11 protein-coding genes and 3 pseudogenes are annotated in these 20,159 nt (G+C 70.3%); all 14 read right to left on the reverse strand.

Features of this window, described 5'->3' with window-relative positions; genetic code table 11:
• Nucleotides 1–2 precede the first annotated feature (2 nt).
• The 14 genes and pseudogenes from OG329_RS05535 to OG329_RS05600 all read right to left on the reverse strand — a co-directional run bounded on the left by OG329_RS05535 (nt 3) and on the right by OG329_RS05600 (nt 19,844).
• Nucleotides 3–851: a TatD family hydrolase gene (locus tag OG329_RS05535; protein ID WP_405793192.1), complete on the reverse strand. Its 849-nt coding sequence runs from the start codon at nt 849–851 to the stop codon at nt 3–5.
• Complete coding sequence (locus OG329_RS05540; RefSeq protein ID WP_405793193.1) at nt 851–1,483, reverse strand: EboA domain-containing protein; 633 nt, start codon at nt 1,481–1,483, stop codon at nt 851–853. The genes OG329_RS05535 and OG329_RS05540 overlap by 1 nt, the downstream gene beginning before the upstream one ends.
• Entirely contained in the window at nt 1,480–2,325 is an 846-nt protein-coding gene (locus OG329_RS05545; protein ID WP_405793194.1) for a sugar phosphate isomerase/epimerase family protein, read from the reverse strand. Before OG329_RS05545 ends, OG329_RS05540 begins: the two co-directional genes overlap by 4 nt.
• Nucleotides 2,322–2,723: pseudogene (locus OG329_RS05550) on the reverse strand (prenyltransferase); the annotation flags it as partial. The pseudogene OG329_RS05550 and the gene OG329_RS05545, both read right to left, overlap by 4 nt.
• Nucleotides 2,724–3,880: 1,157 nt before the next feature.
• Nucleotides 3,881–4,370 (reverse strand): annotated as a pseudogene (locus tag OG329_RS05555) (UbiA family prenyltransferase); the annotation flags it as partial.
• On the reverse strand, nt 4,367–5,494 hold the full coding sequence (locus OG329_RS05560) for an inositol-3-phosphate synthase (RefSeq protein WP_405801662.1): 1,128 nt from the start codon (nt 5,492–5,494) through the stop codon (nt 4,367–4,369). The pseudogene OG329_RS05555 and the gene OG329_RS05560, both read right to left, overlap by 4 nt.
• Nucleotides 5,495–5,623: 129 nt before the next feature.
• Nucleotides 5,624–9,301: a ThuA domain-containing protein gene (locus OG329_RS05565; protein WP_405793195.1), complete on the reverse strand. Its 3,678-nt coding sequence runs from the start codon at nt 9,299–9,301 to the stop codon at nt 5,624–5,626.
• A 330-nt stretch (nt 9,302–9,631) separates the two neighbouring features.
• A pseudogene (locus OG329_RS05570) lies at nt 9,632–12,109 on the reverse strand (PQQ-dependent sugar dehydrogenase); the annotation flags it as partial.
• A gap of 335 nt (nt 12,110–12,444) precedes the next feature.
• Nucleotides 12,445–13,449 (reverse strand): sugar phosphate isomerase/epimerase family protein, encoded by a 1,005-nt coding sequence (locus OG329_RS05575; protein ID WP_405793196.1) that lies wholly within the window; start codon nt 13,447–13,449, stop codon nt 12,445–12,447.
• A 12-nt stretch (nt 13,450–13,461) separates the two neighbouring features.
• Complete coding sequence (locus tag OG329_RS05580; protein ID WP_405793197.1) at nt 13,462–14,694, reverse strand: Gfo/Idh/MocA family protein; 1,233 nt, start codon at nt 14,692–14,694, stop codon at nt 13,462–13,464.
• Between the two features lie 80 nt (nt 14,695–14,774).
• Nucleotides 14,775–15,806, reverse strand: a complete 1,032-nt coding sequence (locus OG329_RS05585; RefSeq protein WP_405793198.1) for a substrate-binding domain-containing protein — start codon at nt 15,804–15,806, stop codon at nt 14,775–14,777.
• Nucleotides 15,807–15,897: 91 nt separating this feature from the next.
• Entirely contained in the window at nt 15,898–16,968 is a 1,071-nt protein-coding gene (locus OG329_RS05590; RefSeq protein WP_405793199.1) for an ABC transporter permease, read from the reverse strand.
• Entirely contained in the window at nt 16,965–18,497 is a 1,533-nt protein-coding gene (locus tag OG329_RS05595) for a sugar ABC transporter ATP-binding protein (RefSeq protein ID WP_405793200.1), read from the reverse strand. The genes OG329_RS05590 and OG329_RS05595 overlap by 4 nt, the downstream gene beginning before the upstream one ends.
• A gap of 165 nt (nt 18,498–18,662) precedes the next feature.
• A complete protein-coding gene (locus OG329_RS05600; RefSeq protein WP_405793201.1) occupies nt 18,663–19,844 on the reverse strand; it encodes an ROK family protein in 1,182 nt (393 codons plus the stop codon).
• Nucleotides 19,845–20,159 lie beyond the last annotated feature (315 nt).

Here is a 20,159-nt window from a genome sequence, read left to right on the forward strand (position 1 = left end):
GCTCACTCACCGCCGCGCAGGATGGAGTTCCCCTCGTGCAGGGCCTCGGGTGCGGGGACGTCGAGCTGGAGTCTGCCGCTGAGGCCGTAGAACGCGACGGGGTTGCGCCACAGCACCTTGTCGACGTCGTCCTCGGAGAAGCCCGCCGCGAGCATGGCGTCGGCGACCTTACGGGTCTTGAGCGGGTCGCTCTTGCCCCAGTCGGCGGCGGAGTTGACGAGGACGCGGTCGGTGCCGTGGTTGCGCAGGACGGAGACCATCCGGTCCTCGTCCATCTTGGTGTCGGGGTAGATGGAGAAGCCGAGCCAACTGCCCGAATCCGCCGCGTCCTTGACGGTCGTCTCGTTGAGATGGTCCAGCAGGACATGCTCCGGGTCGAGATTCGACTCGGCGACGACGTCGATGGTGCGGCGCAGCCCGGTCAGCTTGTCGCGGTGCGGGGTGTGGACCATCGCGGGCAGCGCGTACTCGGCGGCGAGCTGGAGCTGGGTGGCGAGCGCGACGTCCTCGGCGGGGGTCATGGAGTCGTAGCCGATCTCGCCGACGGCCACGACGCCGTCCTTGACGAGATAGCGCGGCAGTTCGTCCAGGACGGGGGTGCAGCGGGGGTCGTTCGCCTCTTTGGGGTTGAGGGCGAGCGTGCAGTGGTGGGCGATGCCGTACTGCGCGGCGCGGAACGGCTCCCAGCCGAGCAGCGCGTCGAAGTAGTCGTAGAAGCTGGCGGGCGAGGTGCGGGGCTGGCCGAGCCAGAAGGACGGCTCGACGAGCGCACGGACTCCGGAGGCGTACATCGCCTGGTAATCGTCCGTGGTGCGGGAGGTCATATGGATGTGGGGGTCGAAGATGCGCATCAGAACTCCTCGCCGGTCATGATCAGTACGCGGTGCAGGTCAGGGGGGACCGACCGGCCCGCCGCGGTGCGCTCGGACGCGAAGTCGGTGAGCATCCGGGCGAGTTCTCCGTCGCCGTGGGCGCGGCGTTCCGCGTCGGCGACGGCGGTGACGGGCACGCCGGTGAAGAGGCACTTCAGTACGGCGTGCCGCCAGGCGTGCGGGTCGAGATGGTCGGCGGCGTACGGGCCGACGGCCGCCTCGACGAGGGTGGTGTCGTTGGTACGCAGGGCGTCCTCGACCAGTGGCAGGGCCTCGGGTCCGGGGACGAGGTGCGGCAGGGTGAGGAGTACGGCGCGGCGCTCGGCGGCGTTGCCCTGGTGGTAGAGGCGGGTGAGGGTGGGGACGTCGGCGGCGGCGCGGCGCAGGAGCAGGGTGCGGGCGGCGTCGGCGTTGGGCCGGCCGCAGTGGCGGCCGGCGGCGGCGAAGTGGAGTTCCCAGCGGGCCGGGGCAACGTTGTCGGGTGCGGTGCCCTCGTGCGCCGTCTCCGCGGCGTCGGCGGCCTCTGCGGCCTCTGCGGCTTCGGCGAGTGCCTGGTCCAGCCAGGCGACGGCCGTCGCGTCGAGCCGCCCGTCGATCTCCTCGCGGTTCATACCGATGCTCCCTTCGAGCGCAGGAAGTCCAGGGAGGTGCGGGCCATTTCGGGCCCGGCGTGCGAGTGGCGGGGCAACTCCACGACGGTCAGGCCCTGGTAGCCGGTGGCCTCGAGCGCGGCCAGCACCGGCGGGAAGTCGATCTCGCCCTCCCCGAACGGCAGATGCTCGTGCACACCGCGCCGCATGTCTTCGATCTGTACGTGGCGCAGCCAGGGTCCCGCGTCGCGGACGCAGTCGGCGGGCGGCGCCGGTTCCAGACACTGGCAGTGGCCGATGTCGAGCGTCAGACCGAGCGGTTCGGGGTCGCCGAGGAGCGTTCTGAGGCGGTGGAACCCGGCGATGTCGGCGAGGAGATGGCCGGGCTCGGGCTCGATGGCGACGGGGACGCCGGCGGTGTGGGCGGCGTCGACGACCGGGGTGATCGACTCCTCCAGCCGCTTCCAGGCGGTGTCCTGGTCGGTGCCGGCGGGCGTGATGCCGCTGAAGCAGTGCACCGCGTGCGCGCCCAGGTCGGCGGCGACCTGTACGGCGGTGACGAGCAGCGCGGTGCGCGCGGCGCGCCCGTCCGGGTCGGGGTCGAGGAGGGTGGGCCCGTGTTTACGGCGCGGGTCGAGCACATAGCGGGCACCGGTCTCGACGGTGACCCCGAGGCCGAGTTCCGTCAGGCGCGCGGCCACCTTGGCGGTGCGGGCGGCGAGTTCGGGGGCGAGCGGGTCCAGATGCATATGGTCGAGGGTCAGCCCGACCCCGTCGTACCCGAGGTCGGCGAGCAGCCCGAGCGCGTCGTCCAGACGCAGATCGGTGAGCCCGTTGGTGCCGTATCCGTAACGGATGGTCATGTCACACTCACCTTTTTCGCGAGCTTCCTGGCCAGCGGCACGAGCGCCATGACGGCAAGCCCGGTCCCCGGTGCCCCACCGCGCGCGGCGAGCGCGGCCTGAAACGGGATCATGGCCCGGATCCCGCCACCGACGGCGCGCTGGGTGAGCTGCGGCGACGGATTGAGCGCGGTGTGCAGGAGGGGCCGCCCGGCGGTGACGACGTAGGTGGCGGCGAGGGCAGGGGTGACGAGGTCGGGCCCGGTGCCCGTACGCGACCGGCCCACCACCCCGCCGAGCACCCCGGTGACGACGAGCGCGGCGAGCGGCGCCCCGACGGACCCGCCGTACACCTCACGGCGGGAGACGGTGGTGACGGCGAGGGTGTGCGCGCCGAGGAGTGCGGCGGGGAGGAGGGCGTCGCGTGGGACGGCGGACGACCGGGCTGCGCCCAGCGGTCCGGCGTGACCGCCGGTGGACGACGCGGTCGGCAGACCGTCGAACCGACCCGCTGAACCGGCGGCGGAACCGGCGGGGTTGCCGGACCACGCCGACAGTGACGCGAACGAGCCCGGCCGTGTCGGCGGACGGATCGCTGATACGCCGGACTTCGTTTCCCGAGCGGTAACCGACCCGTTCGACAAAGGCGAGGTACGGCGGGCGGACGTACGGCCGCTACCGGCAGCCGTGTTCGACGTCGAGCTCGTGACCCGGTTCGCCGAACGGGCCGCCGACTCGGTGAGTCTTGTCGTCAGCGCCTCCGCCCGCTCCCCCATCGAGATCGCCACCGACGTGGCGGTACGGCCCACCGGGACGCGGGGCGGCTCGCCGATGCCGACGCCGACGCCGGTGGACCGGCCCGCCCACGCCGACAGGCGGGCGAACGCACCCGGCCGTGACGTCGAACAGGCCACGGGCGACCCGGCGGACAGCCCGGCAGATGGCACCCGCCGCCGAACGGACGGGGCCGTGACGCGGCCCACCGATCCGGCGTGGCCGCCGGTGGACGACGCGGTACGGCGCGCGGACGCGGACGCGGAAGCGGGCGTACGAGCCTCATCGGCCCATCGCGCTTGGCGTTCCGCCACGTTCCGCGTACGGGTCGTGGTCCAGTCCGCGGAACGGGTCGCCGAGTCGGTGATCTTCGTCAACTCCCCCGCCGAGCCGCGCGTCGGCTCGACGGCGCCGGTGGACCGGCCCGCCCTCGCCGACAGGCGGGCACGCGGGCCGCGCCTCTCCTGCGGAGCCGTGAGTCGACCGGACGCACCGACCGAACCGGCGGCCTGGGCCGCCGGAGCCTCCGCCGGGCCGAACTGCCCGACCGCCGGGCCGCCGCTCCAGGCCGACAGGCGGGCGAACACGCCGCGCCGTGCGGGCGGCGCGGGGAAGTTCCCCGTCGAACGGGCCACTCGCGCGGGCAGCGACCGGCCCGTCGTGACCGGCGCGCGATCGGCGCCGGATGCCGGGGCGGCCGGCGCGGAGCCGGACGTCGTGGTGCCCCTGCCGGGGCGGACCCCGGTCGGGGCATCAGCCGTGCGGTCAAAACCGCCGCCACGCACGACCCCACCCGCCGCCGAGCGTGTCGCCGTCGCACCCAGCAGGACGTCCAGCGCGCGCGCCGCGCCCATCGCCGCCGGGCCCGCCGCCGTGTGTTTGAGGCGGAGGTCGTACGCCCACACCGTGGCCGCCAGGGCCGTGCTCAGGGCCAGCGACGGGCGGCCGGCGCGGGAGGCCAGGAAGAGGCCCGTGGCCGTCAGGCCCGTGGCCGCCGCCAGTGCCGCGTTCGGGGTGATGCGGCCCGAGGGGATCGGGCGGTGCGGGCGCTCGACGGCGTCCTCGTCGCGGTCGGCCCAGTCGTTGAGCGCCATCCCCGCCTCGTACAGGCACAGGGACGCCCCGACGGCGAGCGCGGTGCCGCGGTTGGGCCGCACTCCGCAGGACGCCGCGCCGGCCAGGGCGTCGCCCGGGACCGTGAACAGCGCGGACACCCGCAGGAGTTCGGCCCAGGCGCGCAGGTCCTGTCGTCCCTGGCCCCCGAAAATCCGCCGGACAGGACCGAGCGTCACTTGGTCTCCCGCAGACGCTCGGCGAAGGCGAGCAGCGCGTCGAACTGTTCGGCCAGCGCGGCCGGTCCGCCGTCCGGGTCCTTGAAGTAGAAGCCCAGCTCGGGCAGCGGGCCGCTCAGCCCGGCCTCGTGGGCGCGGGCGACCAGCCGGGCCAGGTCCAGGACGAGCGGTGCGGCGAGCGCCGAGTCGCAGCCCTGCCAGATCGTCTGGAGGATCATGCGGGAGCCGAGGAAGCCGTCGAACGCGATGTGGTCCCACGCGGTCTTCCACTCGCCGAGCGCGGGCACGTCGTCGATGTGCACCTCGCCCTCGGGCGCGGTGCCGAGCGTGTCGGCGAGGACCCGCTCCTTGCCCGCGTTCTTGGCCGCCGCGGCGGCCGGGTCGGCCAGCGCCGCTCCGTCGCCGCCGCCCAGCAGGTTGGTGCCCGACCAGGCCCTGACGTCGAGGGCGCGCTGGACGAACATCGGGGCGAGCACGGAACGGAGCAGCGTCTGGCCTGTCTTGCCGTCGCGGCCCGCGTGGGGAAGTCCGCTGGCTGCGACGGCGTCCGCGAGGGCCGCGCTGCGCAGCCCCGTCGACGGAGTGAAGTTCACGTAGGAGCAGCCCGCCTTGAGCGCGGCTGCCGCGTAGAGGGAGCTGGCGGGCAGCCGCGGGTCGTCCTCGGCGGGCTCCGGCTCGGTGGAGGAGACGTTGACGACGACGGCGCGCGCGACGCCGGTGCGCCGGACGAACGCGGTGATGTCGTCGGCGAACGCGGCGATCAGTTCGTCGTCGTCGCGGGTGTCGCCGGGCATCGGTCCGCCGGGGCGGATCTCAGCGTCGGCCGCCTCGAGTTCGGCGGCGATGCTGTTGGGCAGGCCGTGCGGCAGAACGCCCGCGGCGGTGAGCGCTTCGGCCCGCTTCGGCAGGGGGCAGCTCGCGGTGTCGTGTCCGCCGAAGACGAGCGAGGACAGCGCGGGCAGGCCCGAGTCCGCGAAGGGCGGGGTCTCGGCGACCATGCCGGTCGCGGGGTGGAGCCCGGCGGTGACCGCCGCGCATCCCGCTACGGCCGTCGTCGCGACGGAGCCGCGTGCTCCGACGAACCAGACTCCGGTACGTCCTGCAGTCGAATCGTTGGTGGTCACGGGCTGCCTCCCTGCCGGGTGGGTGTGTTGGTGGACGGCGGGCGGGGGGTACGGCGCCTCCCCGCCCGCCGCCGGCTGGCGGCCGGCCTCCTGGTGGTTGGCCAGGAGGCCGGGTCGACCTCCCGGGTACTAGGAGGCCAGTTCCTTCAGTTGGATGTCGCGGAACGCGACCTGATCGTTGGCACCGTGGTTCTGGATGCCGAAGTAGCCGTTCTTCAGGCTGCGCTTCGGGTCCGTGTTGGTGAAGTCGTTGATCTTGACTCCGTTGAGGATGACCTGGACCCGCTCACCCTGCACCTTGATCTCGTAGTTGTTCCACTGGCCCGGAGGCCGCAGAACCTGGTCCCTGGCCTTGATGTTGGCCGACTTGAAGCCGTAGATCGCGCCGGTGGTGCGGTCGACCGCGTCCGTGGCGTCGATCTGGATCTCATAGCCGTTGTTGACGGCCGACCAGGGGTCGTCGGAGGCCGGGAAGCCGATGAAGACACCGGAGTTGTCGTCCCCGTCCATCTTCCAGTCCATCTTCAGCGAGTACGCGCCGAGCTCCTTGGGCTGGTACCAGAGCATGCCCATGCCGCCCTCGGTGTGCAGCTCGCCGCCGGCGACGTTGAACTTGCCGGGGCCCGCCTGCTTCCAGCCTTCGAGGGTCTTGCCGTTGAAGATCGACCGGTAGCCGGTGTTCGGCTTGCAGTCGGCCTTGACCTGGCCGGCCGCGTACCGCAGTCCGCCGAGCAGGTGCTCACGGAAGGCCGGTTCGGCGTACGACTCCTTGGTGTGGCCGCCTCCGGTGTAGAAGGACCGGCCGCCCTCGTAGGTCTGGCACCAGGCGATCGGGTGGTCGCCCTTCATGGTGCCGCCCTGGTAGGTCGTCTCGTCCAGGGTGGCGAGGACCTTCACGTCCGAGCGGGGGTTGTCACGGTAGTTGTACCACTCGTCCGTGCGCTGCCACTCGTCGTCCAGGTGGGCGGTGGAGGGGTGCTTCTTGTCCTCGACCCGCACGGTGGCCTGCTGGATCTGCGGGTGCCCGGAGAAGTAGGCGCCGACCAGCTTGCCGTAGTAGGCCCAGTCGTACTCCGTGTCCGACGCGGCGTGCACGCCCATGTAGGCGCCGCCGGTGGAGATGTAGTACTCGAACGCCTTCTGCTGCTCGGGGTTGAGGACATCACCGGTGGTGGACAGGAACACCACCGCGTCGTACCGGGCGAGGTTGTTCGTGGTGAACTGCGCGCCGGTCTCGGTGGAGTCGATGGTGATGTTGCTGGTCTTGCCCAGCTCCTTCAGGGCCGCGATGCCCGCCGGGATGGCGTCGTGACGGAATCCGGCGGTCTTGGAGAAGACCAGGACCCGCTTCTCGGTCCGTCCTGCGGCCTCCTCGCTGATCTCGAAGTCGTCGAGGTCGTAGAGCGCGCCCTCGCCGCCCTTGAAGACGAGGAACAGCTCCGTGGTGGCCTTCGGCACCGAGCGCAGCGCGATGTCGATGTCCTGGAAGGTGTCCCAACTGCCGGTCACCGGGATCGGCGCGGAGCCGAGGAGCTTGCCGGTGGCGGAGCCCGTACGTACCTCGAGGAATCCGCCCGCGCCGCCGGAGGAGACCCGTGCGGTGAGGGTCTTGGACCCGGTCAGGTTGTACGGCTTGAAGGAGATCCAGTCGTCGTTGTTGATGTCGCCGACGGTCTTGCCGCCGTTGGCCGACGCCTTGTCGTACGTCTTGATGCCCGACTGGCCCGTGAAGTGCTCGGCCTGCCGGTGGCGGGGCTGGAGCTGCACCTGGTCGTGCGTGGTGAGAGCTTCCTGGCCGCCGCCTCCGCCGTCGGTGTACTCGGCGTCGAGGACTCCGAAGATGTCGGCGTTGGGGTCGTGCTCGCCGTCCGCCGGGGCGGTGATGGTGCCTTCGCAGCCCTTGGCCGAGGTGATCGGGTGGCCGTGGCTGTCGTGGCCGAGGATGTAGTTGACGGTGACCTTGGAGCAGTCGATCGGACCGTCCTCGGGGTCGGTGACGGTGACCTTGAAGGGCAGCTTGTCACCGAACTTGAAGAGGGCTCCGTCGGCGGGCACGGTGAGCGTCACCTTGGGCGCGGTGTTGCCGACGACGACCTTCACTGACGCGCTGCCGGTGTGCCCCTTGGGGTCGGTGGCGGTGAGCGTCGCTGTGTAGGTGCCGTTCTTCTTGTACACGTAGCTGGGGTTGGGCTCGGTGGACTTCCCACCGTCGCCGAAGTCCCAGGCGTACGTCACTTCGTCGCCGTCGGCGTCCGTGGTGCCCGCGGAGGAGAAGTTCGCCCGCAGCGGCGCCTTGCCGGACGTCTTGTTGGCGGCGGCCACGGCGACCGGGGCCCGGCCGTCGGCGATGTTCTCGATGCGGTAGACGGCCGAGTTCTCGTCGCCGCCGAACCAGGCGCGGCCGTAGTCGAGTACGTAGAGCGCGCCGTCGGGGCCGAACTCCATGTCCATGACCTGGGTGCCGGTCCACGGGAAGTCGTGGATGGCGCTGACGGTGCCGTCCGCGTCCTTCTCGATGCGCTTGATCCACTCACGCCCGAACTCGCCGGCGAAGAAGTCGCCGTCGTACTCCTCGGGGAACTTCGCCGCGGACTCCAGGTCCGGGTCGAAGTTGTAGACCGGGCCGCCCATCGGGGATTCGGAGCCGTCGCCGAACTCCGGGACGCTGTTCCCGTTGTACGGGATCCAGGCGGCCTGGGACGGCGGCAGGTCGGTGAGACCGGTGTTGTGCGGCGACTCGTTCTTCGGCGCCGCGCAGTCGAACGCCGGGCCGGAGATGCCGGTCGCGAAGTCGTAGTCGCGGTAGGCGTCGTTGTCGCCGGTGCAGTACGGCCAGCCGAAGTTGCCGGCCTGCGTCATACGGGCGAACTCGACCTGGCCGGCCGGGCCGCGGGTGTCGGACGCCGCGCCCGCGTCGGGGCCGTACTCACCGACGTACACGATGCCGGTCTTCTGGTCGACGTTGATACGGAAGGGGTTACGGAAACCCATGCCGTAGATCTCGGGGCGCGTCTTGGCGGTGCCGGGGGCGAAGAGGTTGCCCTCGGGGATCGTGTACGAGCCGTCCTCGGCGACCTTGATCCGCAGGACCTTGCCCCGCAGGTCGTTGGTGTTGCCGGAGGTGCGCCGGGCGTCGAAGGCCGGGTTGCGGTTGGAGCGTTCGTCGATCGGCGTGTAGCCGTCGGAGGCGAAGGGGTTGGTGTCGTCACCCGTCGACAGGTAGAGGTTGCCCTGCGCGTCGAAGGCGATGTCGCCACCGACGTGACAGCACAGGCCGCGGTTGGTCTCGATGTCGAGGACCTTCTTCTCGCTGGCCTTGTCGAGGGTGCCGTCCTCCTTCAGCGTGAAGCGGGAGAGCCGGTTGTACCCGTCGAAGGGGGCGAAGTCGGCAGCCGTGCCCGTCTCGGGGGCGTCACCGGCGGGGGTGTCGAGCACCGGCGAGTAGTAGAGGTAGATCGCGCGGTTCTGGGCGAAGTCGGGGTCGATACCGACGCCTTGGAGACCTTCCTCGTCGTGCGTGTACACGTCGAGCTTGCCCGAGACCTTGGTGTCGCCGGCCGCGTCGGTGATACGCAGCGTGCCGTCGCGCGAGGTGTGCAGGACCTGACGGTCCGGCAGCACGGCGAGGGACATCGGCTCGCCGACCTCGTCGGCGCCCTTGGCGAGGGCGACCTGCTGGAAGGTGTCGTCCGTCGGGTGGGGATCGTCCGGGTGCGCGGCGGCGGGGACGGCGGAGATGGTGCCGGCTATCAGGGCGCCGGCGACGAGTGCGAGGAGGGATCTGGATCTATGACGTCTTCTGGGCACGAAAGTCCTCCGGGGGTGGGGCTGTTCGTACGTGCGGGTGTCGAGGGACGCCAAATGGCGCCCCTCGACATGCCGGGACACGTCCTGTGTGAGCAACGTGGCCCTTACATCTCGCTGGACGTTAGCTGGGTTGGTCCGTGCCGGAAAGACCTTGCGCAGCAATTGGGTTGAACTTTTTCCTCGTTGAGGACAAAGGGAGAAACGGCAGACCGGACGGCCCGGCGGTGGCTGCCGGCCACCGCCGGGCACGTCCCGGTCCATCACACCGTGCCGCTACCTGGGCCCCTCCTCGATCCGGCTGTCGCGATCGGGGACCTGGCCGGCGGCGCCGGCCCCGGTGATCTCGAAGTCGTCCACCTCGAAGAGGTCGCCCTCCGCGCCCGCGCCGCCCTGGAAGGTCAGGACGAGGTCGGTCGTGTCCGCCGGGGCACCGCTCAGGGCCACCTCGACGTCCTCGAACGTGGTCCAGCTTCCGGTGACGGGCACCTCGGCCGAGCCGAGGACGGCGCCGTCTGCCGCGCCCGCCCGCACCTGAAGGGTGCCGCCCGCGCCCGCGGAGGAGACCCTGGCGGTGAGCTTGTCGGCGCCCGCCAGGTGGTACGGCTCGAAGGAGATCCAGTCGCCGTCCGAGATACCGCCGACGCTCTTGCCGCCGTTGGCTCCCTCGCGGTCGGTCACCGTGGTGCCGGACTGATTGTTGGCGTGCTCCGCCTGACGGTGCCTCGGCTGGATCTCGGACTGGCCGTGACCGGTGAGCGCCGCCTGGCCGCCGCCCCCGCCATCGGTGTACTCGGCGTCGATCACTCCGAAGATATTGGCGTTGGGATCGTGTTCGGCGTCGGCGGGCGCCGTGATGGTGCCCTCGCAGCCGGTCTTCGAGGTGATCGGATGGCCGTGGCTGTCATGGCCGAGGATGTAGCGGACGGTGACCTTGGCGCAGTCGATTCCCCCGGCGGCGCTGTCTTCAGGGTCGGTCACGGTGACCTTGAACGGCAGCTCGTCGCCGAAGTTGAACAGCGTCCCCGGTGCGGGCAGTTCCAGTTTCACCGTGGGCGCGGTGTTGCCGACGACGACCCGCACGGACGCGGTGCCGGTGAGCCCTCCCGGGTCCTTCGCGGTGACGGTCGCCGAGTAGGTGCCGTTCTCGTCGTAGGTGTGGGCCGGGTTCGGCTCGGTGGAGGTTTTGCCGTCGCCGAAGTCCCAGGCGTACGTGAGCGGGTCACCGTCCGCGTCCGTGGTGCCCTCGGACGAGAAGGCCACCTCCAGCGGTCCGGTGCCGGACGTCTTGTCCGCCGCGGCGACGGCGACCGGCGCGTACCCCTCGGTGGCGTTCTCGATGCGGTAGAGCGCCGAGTTCTCGTCGCCGCCGAAGTAGCCGGTGCCGTAGTCGAGGACGTAGAGCGCGCCGTCGGGGCCGAACTCCTGGTCCATCACCTGTGTGCCGGCCCACGGGAAGTCGTTGATCGAGGTGACCGTCCCGTCGGCGCCCTGGTCGATGCGCTTGATCCACTTACGGCCGAACTCGCCGGCGAAGAAGTTCCCGTCGTACTCCTGGGGGAACTTGACCTGCGAGTCGAGGTCCGCGTCGTAGCGGTAGACGGGACCGCCCATCGGGGACTCGGAGCCGTCGCCGAACTCCGGGACGCTGTTGCCGTCGTACGGGATCCAGGCGGGCTGCGACGGCGGCAGCTCGGTGAGGCCGGTGTTGTGCGGCGAGTCGTTCTTCGGCGCCGCACAGTCGAAGGCCGCGCCGGAGGTGCCGGTGGCGAAGTCGTAGTCCTTGAAGGGCTCGTTGTCGCCCGTGCAGTACGGCCAGCCGAAGTTGCCCGCCTCGGTGACACGGGCGAACTCGACCTGCCCGGCCGGTCCGCGCTCCGGGTCGGCCGCGCCCGCGTCGGGACCGTAGTCACCGACGTAGACGATCCCCGTCTGCTGGTCGACGGAGATACGGAACGGGTTGCGGAAGCCCATCGCGTAGATCTCGGGCTTCGTCCTCTGCGTGCCGGGGGCGAAGAGATTGCCCTCGGGCACGGTGTACGAGCCGTCGTCGGCGACCTTGATACGCAGCACCTTGCCGCGCAGATCGTTGGTGTTGCCGGACGAACGCCGGGCGTCGAAGGCCGGGTTGCGGTCCGGCCTGTCGTCGATCGGCGTGTAGCCGTCGGAGGCGAAGGGGTTGGTGTCGTCCCCCGTCGACAGATACAGGTTGCCGTCCGCGTCGAAGGCTATGTCACCGCCGACATGGCAGCAGGTGCCACGGGAGGCGGGGATGTCGAGAACCTTCTTCTCGCTGGCCTTGTCGAGGGTGCCGTCCTCGTTCAGCGTGAAGCGCGAGAGCCGGTTGACCCCGTCGAAGGGGGCGAAGTCGGCGGCGGTGCCCGTCTCGGGCGCGTCACCGGTCGGGGTGTCGAGCTTGGGCGCGTAGTAGAGGTAGATGGCGCGGTTCCGGGCGAAGCCGGGGTCGACCCCGACTCCTTGCAGTCCTTCCTCGTCGTGGCTGTAGACGTCGAGGGTGCCGGACACCTTGGTGGTGCCGCCCTCGTCGGTTATTCGCAGTGTCCCGTCGCGCGAGGTGTGCAGGACCTGACGGTCCGGCAGCACCGCCAGGGTCATGGGCTCACCGGCTTCGTCGGCCCCCTTGGCGAGGGTCACCTGCTGAAACGTGGGGGCGGCGGCCTGTCCTGACGGGTCGGCGGCGTGGGCCGGCGCGGCGCCGGCCGGCACCGCGCTGAGGGCCGATGCCGTGAGCAGGGCGCCGGTCAGCAGTGCGCGAAGGGATCGGCCCCTGGGACGTCGTTGACTGTGCACGAGAGTCCTCCGGAAATGCCTGTCGTACGTGCGGGTTCCGAGGAGAAAAGGAGCATGGGGGCTCACCTCGGGTGGGGGGGATGGGGGGAGTGCTCGTCCAAGCACCCGTGTTCCCGCATCTGTCGCTCTCGGTCCGCCGGCCCGCCGGGGCGCGCCGTCGCTCCGGAGATCAACATGACCTGTACATCTCAGTGACCGTAACTCTGTTCGTCCGAGACGGAAAGCCCTTGAGCAGCGGTGAAGTTCAACTTTTCCCCGCCTCAGGACAAAGGTCGTCCGGGCATGCCGAACGGCCCGGCGGTGAACTTGTCCCCGCCGGGCTCGTGTTGACTCTTCTACTCGCCGCCGCCGAAGGCGGCGTCGAAGGACGCGGTGGGCCGGTCGAAGTCGAACCGCTTCAGATCGGCGAGCGCCTCGGGCGCGCCGGAGAGCCGGTCCATTCCGGCGTCCTCCCATTCGACCGAGATCGGACCCTCGTAGTTGATCGCCCCCAGCATGCGGAAGACGTCCTCCCACGGCACATCGCCGTGCCCGGCCGAGACGAAGTCCCAGCCGCGCCGCGGGTCGCCCCAGGGCAGATGCGAACCGAGCCTGCCGTTACGGCCGTCGAGACGCTTGCGCGCCTCCTTGCAGTCGACGTGATAGATCCGGTCCCGGAAGTCGTAGAGGAATCCGGTGGGGTCCAGGTCCTGCCAGACGAAATGGCTCGGGTCGAAGTTCAGCCCGAACGCGGGCCGGTGGTCGACCGCTTCGAGCGCCTGCTTCGTCGTCCAGTAGTCGTACGCGATCTCGCCCGGGTGGACCTCGTGGGCGTAGCGCACTCCCTCGGTGTCGAAGACGTCGAGGATCGGGTTGAACCGCTCCGCGAAGTCCTCGTAGCCCCGCTCGATCATATGCGGCGGCACCGGCGGGAACATCGCCAGCAGATGCCAGATGGACGAGCCGGTGAAGCCGATGACCGTGTTGACACCGAAGGCCGCGGCGGCGCGCGCGGTGTCCTTGATCTCGGCGGCGGCCCGCTGACGTACGCCCTCGGCCTCCCCGTCGCCCCAGATACGGGCGGGGAGGATGTTCTGGTGGCGCTCGTCGATGATGCTGTCGCAGACCGCCTGGCTGACCAGGTGGTTGGAGATGGCCCAGCACTTGAGGCCGTACTTGTCGAGCAGTTGGTGGCGGCTCGCGAGATAGCCGGGGTCGGTCAGCGCCTTGTCGACCTCGAAGTGGTCGCCCCAGCAGGCCAGTTCCAGACCGTCGTAACCGAAGTCACGGGCGAGCCGGCAGACCTCTTCCAGTGGCAGATCGGCCCACTGGCCGGTGAACAGCGTGAACGGGCGTGGCATTCGGACCTCTTCCTAGGACTCGATTCCGGACGGGGCCGGCGGGGGTACGGGTGTGTAGACCGAGTTCTTCTCCGCACTGTCCTCCACGGCGGCCAGCACGCGCTGCACCTGGAGCCCGTCGGCGAAGGAGGGCAGGGGGTCGGTTCCGGCGGCGATGGCTTCGAGAAGATCCTTGGCCTGGTGCACGAAGGTGTGCTCGTAGCCGAGCCCGTGGCCCGGCGGCCACCAGGCCTCCAGATACGGGTGCTCGGACTCGGTGACCAGGATCCGCCGGAAGCCGGCCGTGACGGCCGGCTCCGACTGGTCGTGGAAGGACAGCTCGTTGAGCCGCTCCAGATCGAAGGCGAGCGAACCGTCCTCGCCGTTGATCTCCAGACGCAGCGCGTTCTTGCGTCCCGCCGCCATCCTGGTGGCCTCGAAGGACGCCAGCGCCCCCGAGGCGAGCCGCCCCGTGAACAGGGCGGCGTCGTCCACCGTGACCGGACCCGTCTCGGCGCCGCCGGTCGCGGAGAGCCCGGCCGACGCCCCTGACAGCAGCGGCCGTTCGCGTACGAACGTCTCGGTCATCGCCGAAACGCCGACCAGCGGCTCCCCCGCCAGGAACTGCGCGAGGTCCACGATGTGCGCGCCCAGGTCGCCGAGCGCCCCCGACCCCGCGTGCTCACGCTTGAGCCGCCAGGTGAGGGGGAACTCGGCGTCCACCAGCCAGTCCTGGAGGTAGGTGACCCGTACGTGCCGCAGCGCGCCGAGCCGTCCCTCCTCGATCAGCCTGCGGGCGTACGCGATGGCGGGCACCCGCCGGTAGTTGAAGCCCACCATGGCCAACTGGCCGCGGGACCTGGCCGCTTCGGCGGCCCGGACCATGGCCTCGGCCTCGGCGACCGAGTTGGCCAGCGGCTTCTCGCACAGGACGTGCTTGCCCGCCTCCAGTGCGGCGATCGCGATCTCCGCGTGGCTGTCCCCAGGCGTACAGATGTCGACCAGTTGCACGTCCTCACGCGCGATGAGGGCCCGCCAGTCGGTCTCCGCGGCGGCCCAGCCGAGTCTGTCGGCCGCCGTCCGGACGGCCGTCTCGTCCCGCCCGCAGATGGCGGCGAGGTGTGGCCGCATCGGCAGATCGAAGACATGTCCCGCCGTGCGCCAGCCCTGGGAGTGGGCGGCACCCATGAACGAGTATCCGATCATGCCGATACCGAGTGGCGGCGGTGCGCCGGCTTCCTTCTCCGACGCTTCCCTGCTGGTCATAAGGGAGTACTCCTCGTCTCTCGCGCGTGTGGGGGCTCGGGGTCCTGTCGTGTGGATCAGGCCCTGACTGGCGGAGCCGGTCAGCTAAAGCCCTGGGGCAGGTACTCGTCGATGTTCGTCTTGTCGACGACCGCCGAGAACAGCGTGACCTGCGCCGGGATCTCCAGTCCGGCCATGCCGGTGATGCCCTTGCCCTGGCCGAGCGCGCGGGCCAGGTCGATCGCCGACGAGGCCATGATCGGCGGGTACAGCACGGTGGCCTTCAGGACGCTGTTGTCGGCCTTGATGGCGTCCATCGCCGACTTGGCACCGGCGCCGCCGACCATCAGGAAGCCGTCGCGGCCGGCCTGGTCGATGGCGCGCAGCGCGCCGACGCCCTGGTCGTCGTCGTGGTTCCACAGGGCGTCGAACTTGGACTGCGCCTGGAGGAGTTGGGCCATCTTGGCCTGGCCGGACTCGACGGTGAAGTCGGCCGCCTGGCGGGCGACCTTCTTGATGTTGGGGTAGTTCTTCAGCGCGTCGTCGAAGCCCTGGGTGCGCTGCTTGGTCAGCTCCAGGCTGTCGGGGCCCGACAGTTCGATGACGGTGGCGTTGGCCTTGTCCTTCAGCTTCTCGCCGATGTAGTTGCCCGCGTTGACGCCCATGCCGTAGTTGTCGCCGCCGACGTAGCAGCGGAACGCCTGCGGGTCGGCGAAGATGCGGTCCAGGTTGATGACGGGGATGCCCGCGCGCATCGCCTTGAGACCGGCCTGGGTGAGGGCCTTGCCGTCGGCCGGCAGGATCACCAGGACGTCGACCTTCTTGTTGATCAGGGCGTCGATCTGGCCGATCTGCGCGGCGGTGTCGTTCGAGCCCTCGGTGATGTCGAGCGTGACGTCCGAGTACTTCTTCGCCTGGTTGCGGGCGTTCTCGTTGATCGCGTTGAGCCAGCCGTGGTCGGCCTGGGGGCCGGCGAAGCCGATGGTGACGGGCTTGCCGGGCTTGTCGTCGGCCGCCGGCTCGTTGTTCGCGGCGGGCTCGTCCTTCTCGTTGCTGGTGCAGGCGGTGAGGAGGGCACCGGCCGAAATGGCGGCGGTGCCGAACAGCAGACCTCTACGGCTCGTTTCTGGCATGGCGGTTCGTCCCCTTCAGGAAGCTCTTTGAGCGGTGCGTCGGAAGCGGTGCGTCGGGAAGCGGTACGAGGTCGGGCCCCGGGTTACGGGGTCAGGCCTCGCCGTTGCGCGCCGTGCGGTGCTGGACCAGTACGGCGGCGATGATGATCGCGCCCTTGGCGATCTGCTGGACGTCGCTCTGGAGGTTGTTGAGCGCGAAAATGTTGGTGATGGTGGTGAAGATGAGGACACCGAGGACGGAGCCGACGATCGTGCCGCGCCCGCCGCTGAGCAGGGTGCCGCCGATGATCGCCGCCGCGATGGCGTCGAGTTCGTAGAGGTTGCCGTTGGTGTTCTGGCCGGAGCCGGAGAGCACGATCAGCATGAAGGCCGCGATGCCGCAGCACAGACCGGACAGCAGGTAGAGGTAGAGCCGCTGGCGGCGTACGTCGATGCCGGCGAGCCGGGTGGCCTCCGCGTTGCCGCCGACCGCGACCGTGCGCCGGCCGAAGGTCGTGCGGTTGAGCAGCAGCCAGCCGATGATCGTGACCACCGCGAAGATGATGACGAGCGGCGGGATCCCGAGGATGTACGAGTCACGGGAGGCGAGGTCCAGCACCGACTTCAGGGTGACGATCTGCGTGTTGCCGTCGGTGATCAGCAGAGCCAGACCACGGGCGGACGCCATGATCGCCAGGGTCGCGATGAACGGCGCCATGTTGCCGTACGCGATCAGCACTCCGTTGACCAGACCACAGGCCAGACCCACGATGATCGCGGTGAACAGGATGCCGGCGAAGCCGTACTCCTGGGTCGCCAGCGTCGTCGCCCATACCGAGGCCAGGGCCACGATCGCGCCGACCGACAGGTCGATGCCGCCGCTGGTGATGACGAACGTCATGCCGACGGTGACGACACCGATGATCGACGCCTGGGTGAGCACCAGTTGGAGGTTGCTGGTGTCCAGGAACTGTTCGGGCTTGGTGATACCGCCGACGACTATCAGGGCGGCGAGCACGCCGAGCAACGAGAGCGTCCGGAAATCGAGACGCAGCCCGAGCGGCGGCCGGCCCCCGGAGCCTCCCGGGGTCTTCCCGGCGGGCTTGGTCAGCGGCACGGCGTCGGCCGGGGCGGGTGCGGCGTCGGGCCCGCCCTGTCGCGCCTCAGAGGCAGGCTGTGTCATGGCGTCGGACTCCCTTCCATCACAAGGTCGAGTACACGGTGTTCGTCCAGCTCCTGGGCCGGTGACGTATGGACGACACGGCCCTCCCGGAGCACCAGCACCCGGTCGGCGAGGCCGAGGACCTCGGGGACCTCGCTGGAGACGAGCAGTACGGCGAGGCCGTCGTCGGCCAGCCGGCGGATCACGGAGTAGAGCTCGGCGCGCGCGCCGACGTCCACACCGCGGGTGGGTTCGTCGAGAAGCAGCACCCGGCAGCCGCGCAGCAGCCAGCGGGCGAGGACCGCCTTCTGCTGATTGCCGCCCGACAGGGTGCGGATGACCGCGTCGGGGTTGTCGGGGCGCAGGGAGAGTTCCTGGGTCGCGGCCCTGGCGGCCTTGCGCTCGGCGGAGCTGTCGAGCCAACCGCCGCGCGAGAAGCGGGACATGGAGGACACGGACACATTGCGGGTGACCGATTCGATGAGCAGCAGGGCCTGGGCCTTGCGCTCCTCGGGGGCGAGGCCGAGTCCGGCGCGTACGGCGGCGCGGACGCTGCCGGGCTTCAGCTCCTTGCCGTCGACCAGCACCCGGCCGGCCGTGGGCTTGCGGGCGCCGAAGATGGTCTCCAGGATCTCGGAGCGTCCCGAGCCGACGAGACCCGCGAGGCCGACGATCTCGCCGGGCCGCAGTTCGAGGTCGACCGGTTCGAACTCCCCTTCCCTGGTGAGCCCTTCGGTCCGCAGCAGCGGCTCGCCCGGCGGGGTGTCGGCGGGAGCCGGGCGGTCGGGGAAGACGTACGCGACCTTCCGTCCGGTCATCAGCGAGACGACCTCGCTGGTGGGGGTCTCCTTCGCGGGCAGACCCACGGCGACGGTGCGGCCGTCCTTGATGACGGTCACGCGGTCGCCGATCCGGCGGATCTCCTCCAGGCGGTGGGAGATGTAGATGACGGCGACACCGTCTGCGGTGAGTGTGTCGACGATACGGAAGAGGTTGTTGACCTCGTCCGGGTCGAGCGCCGCCGATGGCTCGTCCATCACGATCAGGCGTACGTCGTGGGAGAGCGCGCGGGCCATGGAGACGATCTGCCGGTGCGCGGCGGACAGTTCACCGACGGGCCGGCCCGCCGGTATCTCGGGGTGGCCGAGCCGGGCGAGCAGCGCGGTGGTCGCGGCCCTGGCCTCGCCGCCCTTGATGACGAAGCCGGCGGTGGTCGGCTCGTGGCCGAGGAAGATGTTCTCGGCCACCGACAGGCCCTCGACCAGGTCGAGTTCCTGGTAGATGGTCGCGATGCCGAGCTTCATCGCCGCGATGGGCGACTTGAGCTGGACCTCTTCGCCGCGCCAGGTGATGACACCGTCGTCGGGCTGGTGCGCGCCGGCGAGCACCTTGATGAGTGTGGACTTGCCGGCCCCGTTCTGGCCGAGCAGACAGTGGACTTCGCCTGCCTGAACCTCCAGGTCCACGCCGTCCAGGGCGCGGACGCCGGGGAACAGCTTGGTGATGCCGGACATGGTGAGCAGGCTGCCTTCGGGTGGTGCTGGTGCCATGGCGTATCCCCTCGGCGGATGCGGCCGGTGAGCGGGCGTGCGGAGCGATGTGCGGTGGTGCGGTGTGGTGCGGTGGTTCGTTGGCGCTTTTGTTGCCTTTTTTGCTGTTATTTCGGTAGTGCGGGTGAAGCGTGTGCCGTACGGCCTGACGTCGGGGTGCCGGTGTCAGGCCGGGGAGAAGAGGTGGTCGCTGATGAGCCGGGCCGCGCCGGTGACTCCGGCGGTCGGCCCCAACTCCCCGAGAACGATGGGGAGATTGCCGGTGGCCAGCGGAAGTGACTGGCGGTAGACCTGGGTCCGGACGCTGGCCAGCAGGGTGTGGCCGAGTCCGGTCACCCCGCCGCCGATCACGACGAGGCCCGGGTTGAAGAAGCTGACGAGTCCGGCGATGACCTGGCCGACCCGGTTGCCGCCTTCGCGGATGAGATACAGGGCGGTGGGGTCGCCGGCCGCGGCGGCCACGGCCACATCGGCGGCGGTGAGCCGGCCGGCGGCCTCCAGACGCGAGGCGAGTTCGGCGGAACGGCCCGTACGGGCGGCGTCCTCGGCGTCCCTGGCCAGCGCGGCACCGCTGAAGTGGGCTTCCAGACAACCCCTGTTGCCACAGACGCAGGCGCGTCCGTCCGGCTCGACCCTGATGTGGCCGATGTCGCCCGCGCTGCCGGTCGTACCCCGGTAGACCTCGCCGCCGACCACGATGCCGCAGCCGATACCCGTGCCGATCTTGATGCAGATGAAGTCGCCCACGGAGCGCGCGACGCCCGCGTGCTGCTCCCCCATCGCCATCAGGTTCACGTCGTTGTCGACCATGACGGGGCAGCCGAGATCCTGGCTCAGCGCCTCACGTACGGGAAAACCGTCCCAGCCGGGCATGATCGGCGGCGCGACCGGCACACCCTCGGGAAAGCGGACCGGTCCCGGAACACCGATACCGGCGCCGTCGTAACCGTCGGCGAGTCCGGACGCCTTGAGCTTGGCGGCCATCGCGAGCACCTGCTCGAAGACGGCGACCGGGCCCTCGCGGACATCCATGGGGTGGTTGATATGGCCGAGCACTTCGAGTTCGGCGTTGGTCACGGCGACGTCTATCGACGTGGCGCCGATGTCCACCCCGAGGAACCGCAGGGCGGGCGCGAGCCGGATGTTGTGCGAACGACGGCCGCCGCGCGAGGCGGCGAGCCCGTCGGCGACGACAAGCCCGGTCTCCAGCAGCCGGTCCACTTCCACGGCGAGCTTGGAGCGGGAGAGGTCGACCTGATCGCCGAGCTGGGCGCGGGAGTTGGGGCCACCGTCACGCAACAGCCGGAGCAGTCGCGCCTGGTGAGCGTTCGCGGGTCGTGCGGTCATTCGTCTCACGCGCCCCTCCCCGCCTCTCGGCTGTGTGATGCGTCGCTACGTCGGGTTGTCGTTTCGACGGGCTTTCGAGGGGAACGTAGCAGCGCTTTCCCCGAGTGGGAAGAAGTTGAGCATGAATCGCTCCTAACTTTCTCCACAGTCAGGACAAAGCCGTTTCGCCGCGCGCCTGGACGGGCGGGTTCTCCAGTGGCTGGATGCCGATGGCCGGTCGTGACACGCCTCCGGCGCGAACGCGACGTGGCTGTCCGTGGAGCACGAGGGGCGGAGCGGCGATTCGCCGACTCCTCGTCGTCTCACGGCGACCGC

Origin of the sequence: Streptomyces sp. NBC_01506, from assembly GCF_045040295.1 — a bacterium.
Lineage (GTDB): Bacteria > Actinomycetota > Actinomycetes > Streptomycetales > Streptomycetaceae > Streptomyces.

Bases quoted from the DNA above. Each gene is read 5' to 3' on its own strand.
- OG329_RS05535 (WP_405793192.1), bottom strand. From the start codon at position 851: ATGCGCATCTTCGACCCCCACATCCATATGACCTCCCGCACCACGGAC.
- OG329_RS05540 (WP_405793193.1), bottom strand. From the start codon at position 1,483: ATGAACCGCGAGGAGATCGACGGGCGGCTCGACGCGACGGCCGTCGCC.
- OG329_RS05545 (WP_405793194.1), bottom strand. From the start codon at position 2,325: ATGACCATCCGTTACGGATACGGCACCAACGGGCTCACCGATCTGCGT.
- OG329_RS05575 (WP_405793196.1), bottom strand. From the start codon at position 13,449: ATGCCACGCCCGTTCACGCTGTTCACCGGCCAGTGGGCCGATCTGCCA.
- OG329_RS05580 (WP_405793197.1), bottom strand. From the start codon at position 14,694: ATGACCAGCAGGGAAGCGTCGGAGAAGGAAGCCGGCGCACCGCCGCCA.
- OG329_RS05585 (WP_405793198.1), bottom strand. From the start codon at position 15,806: ATGCCAGAAACGAGCCGTAGAGGTCTGCTGTTCGGCACCGCCGCCATT.
- OG329_RS05590 (WP_405793199.1), bottom strand. From the start codon at position 16,968: ATGACACAGCCTGCCTCTGAGGCGCGACAGGGCGGGCCCGACGCCGCA.
- OG329_RS05595 (WP_405793200.1), bottom strand. From the start codon at position 18,497: ATGGCACCAGCACCACCCGAAGGCAGCCTGCTCACCATGTCCGGCATC.
- OG329_RS05600 (WP_405793201.1), bottom strand. From the start codon at position 19,844: ATGACCGCACGACCCGCGAACGCTCACCAGGCGCGACTGCTCCGGCTG.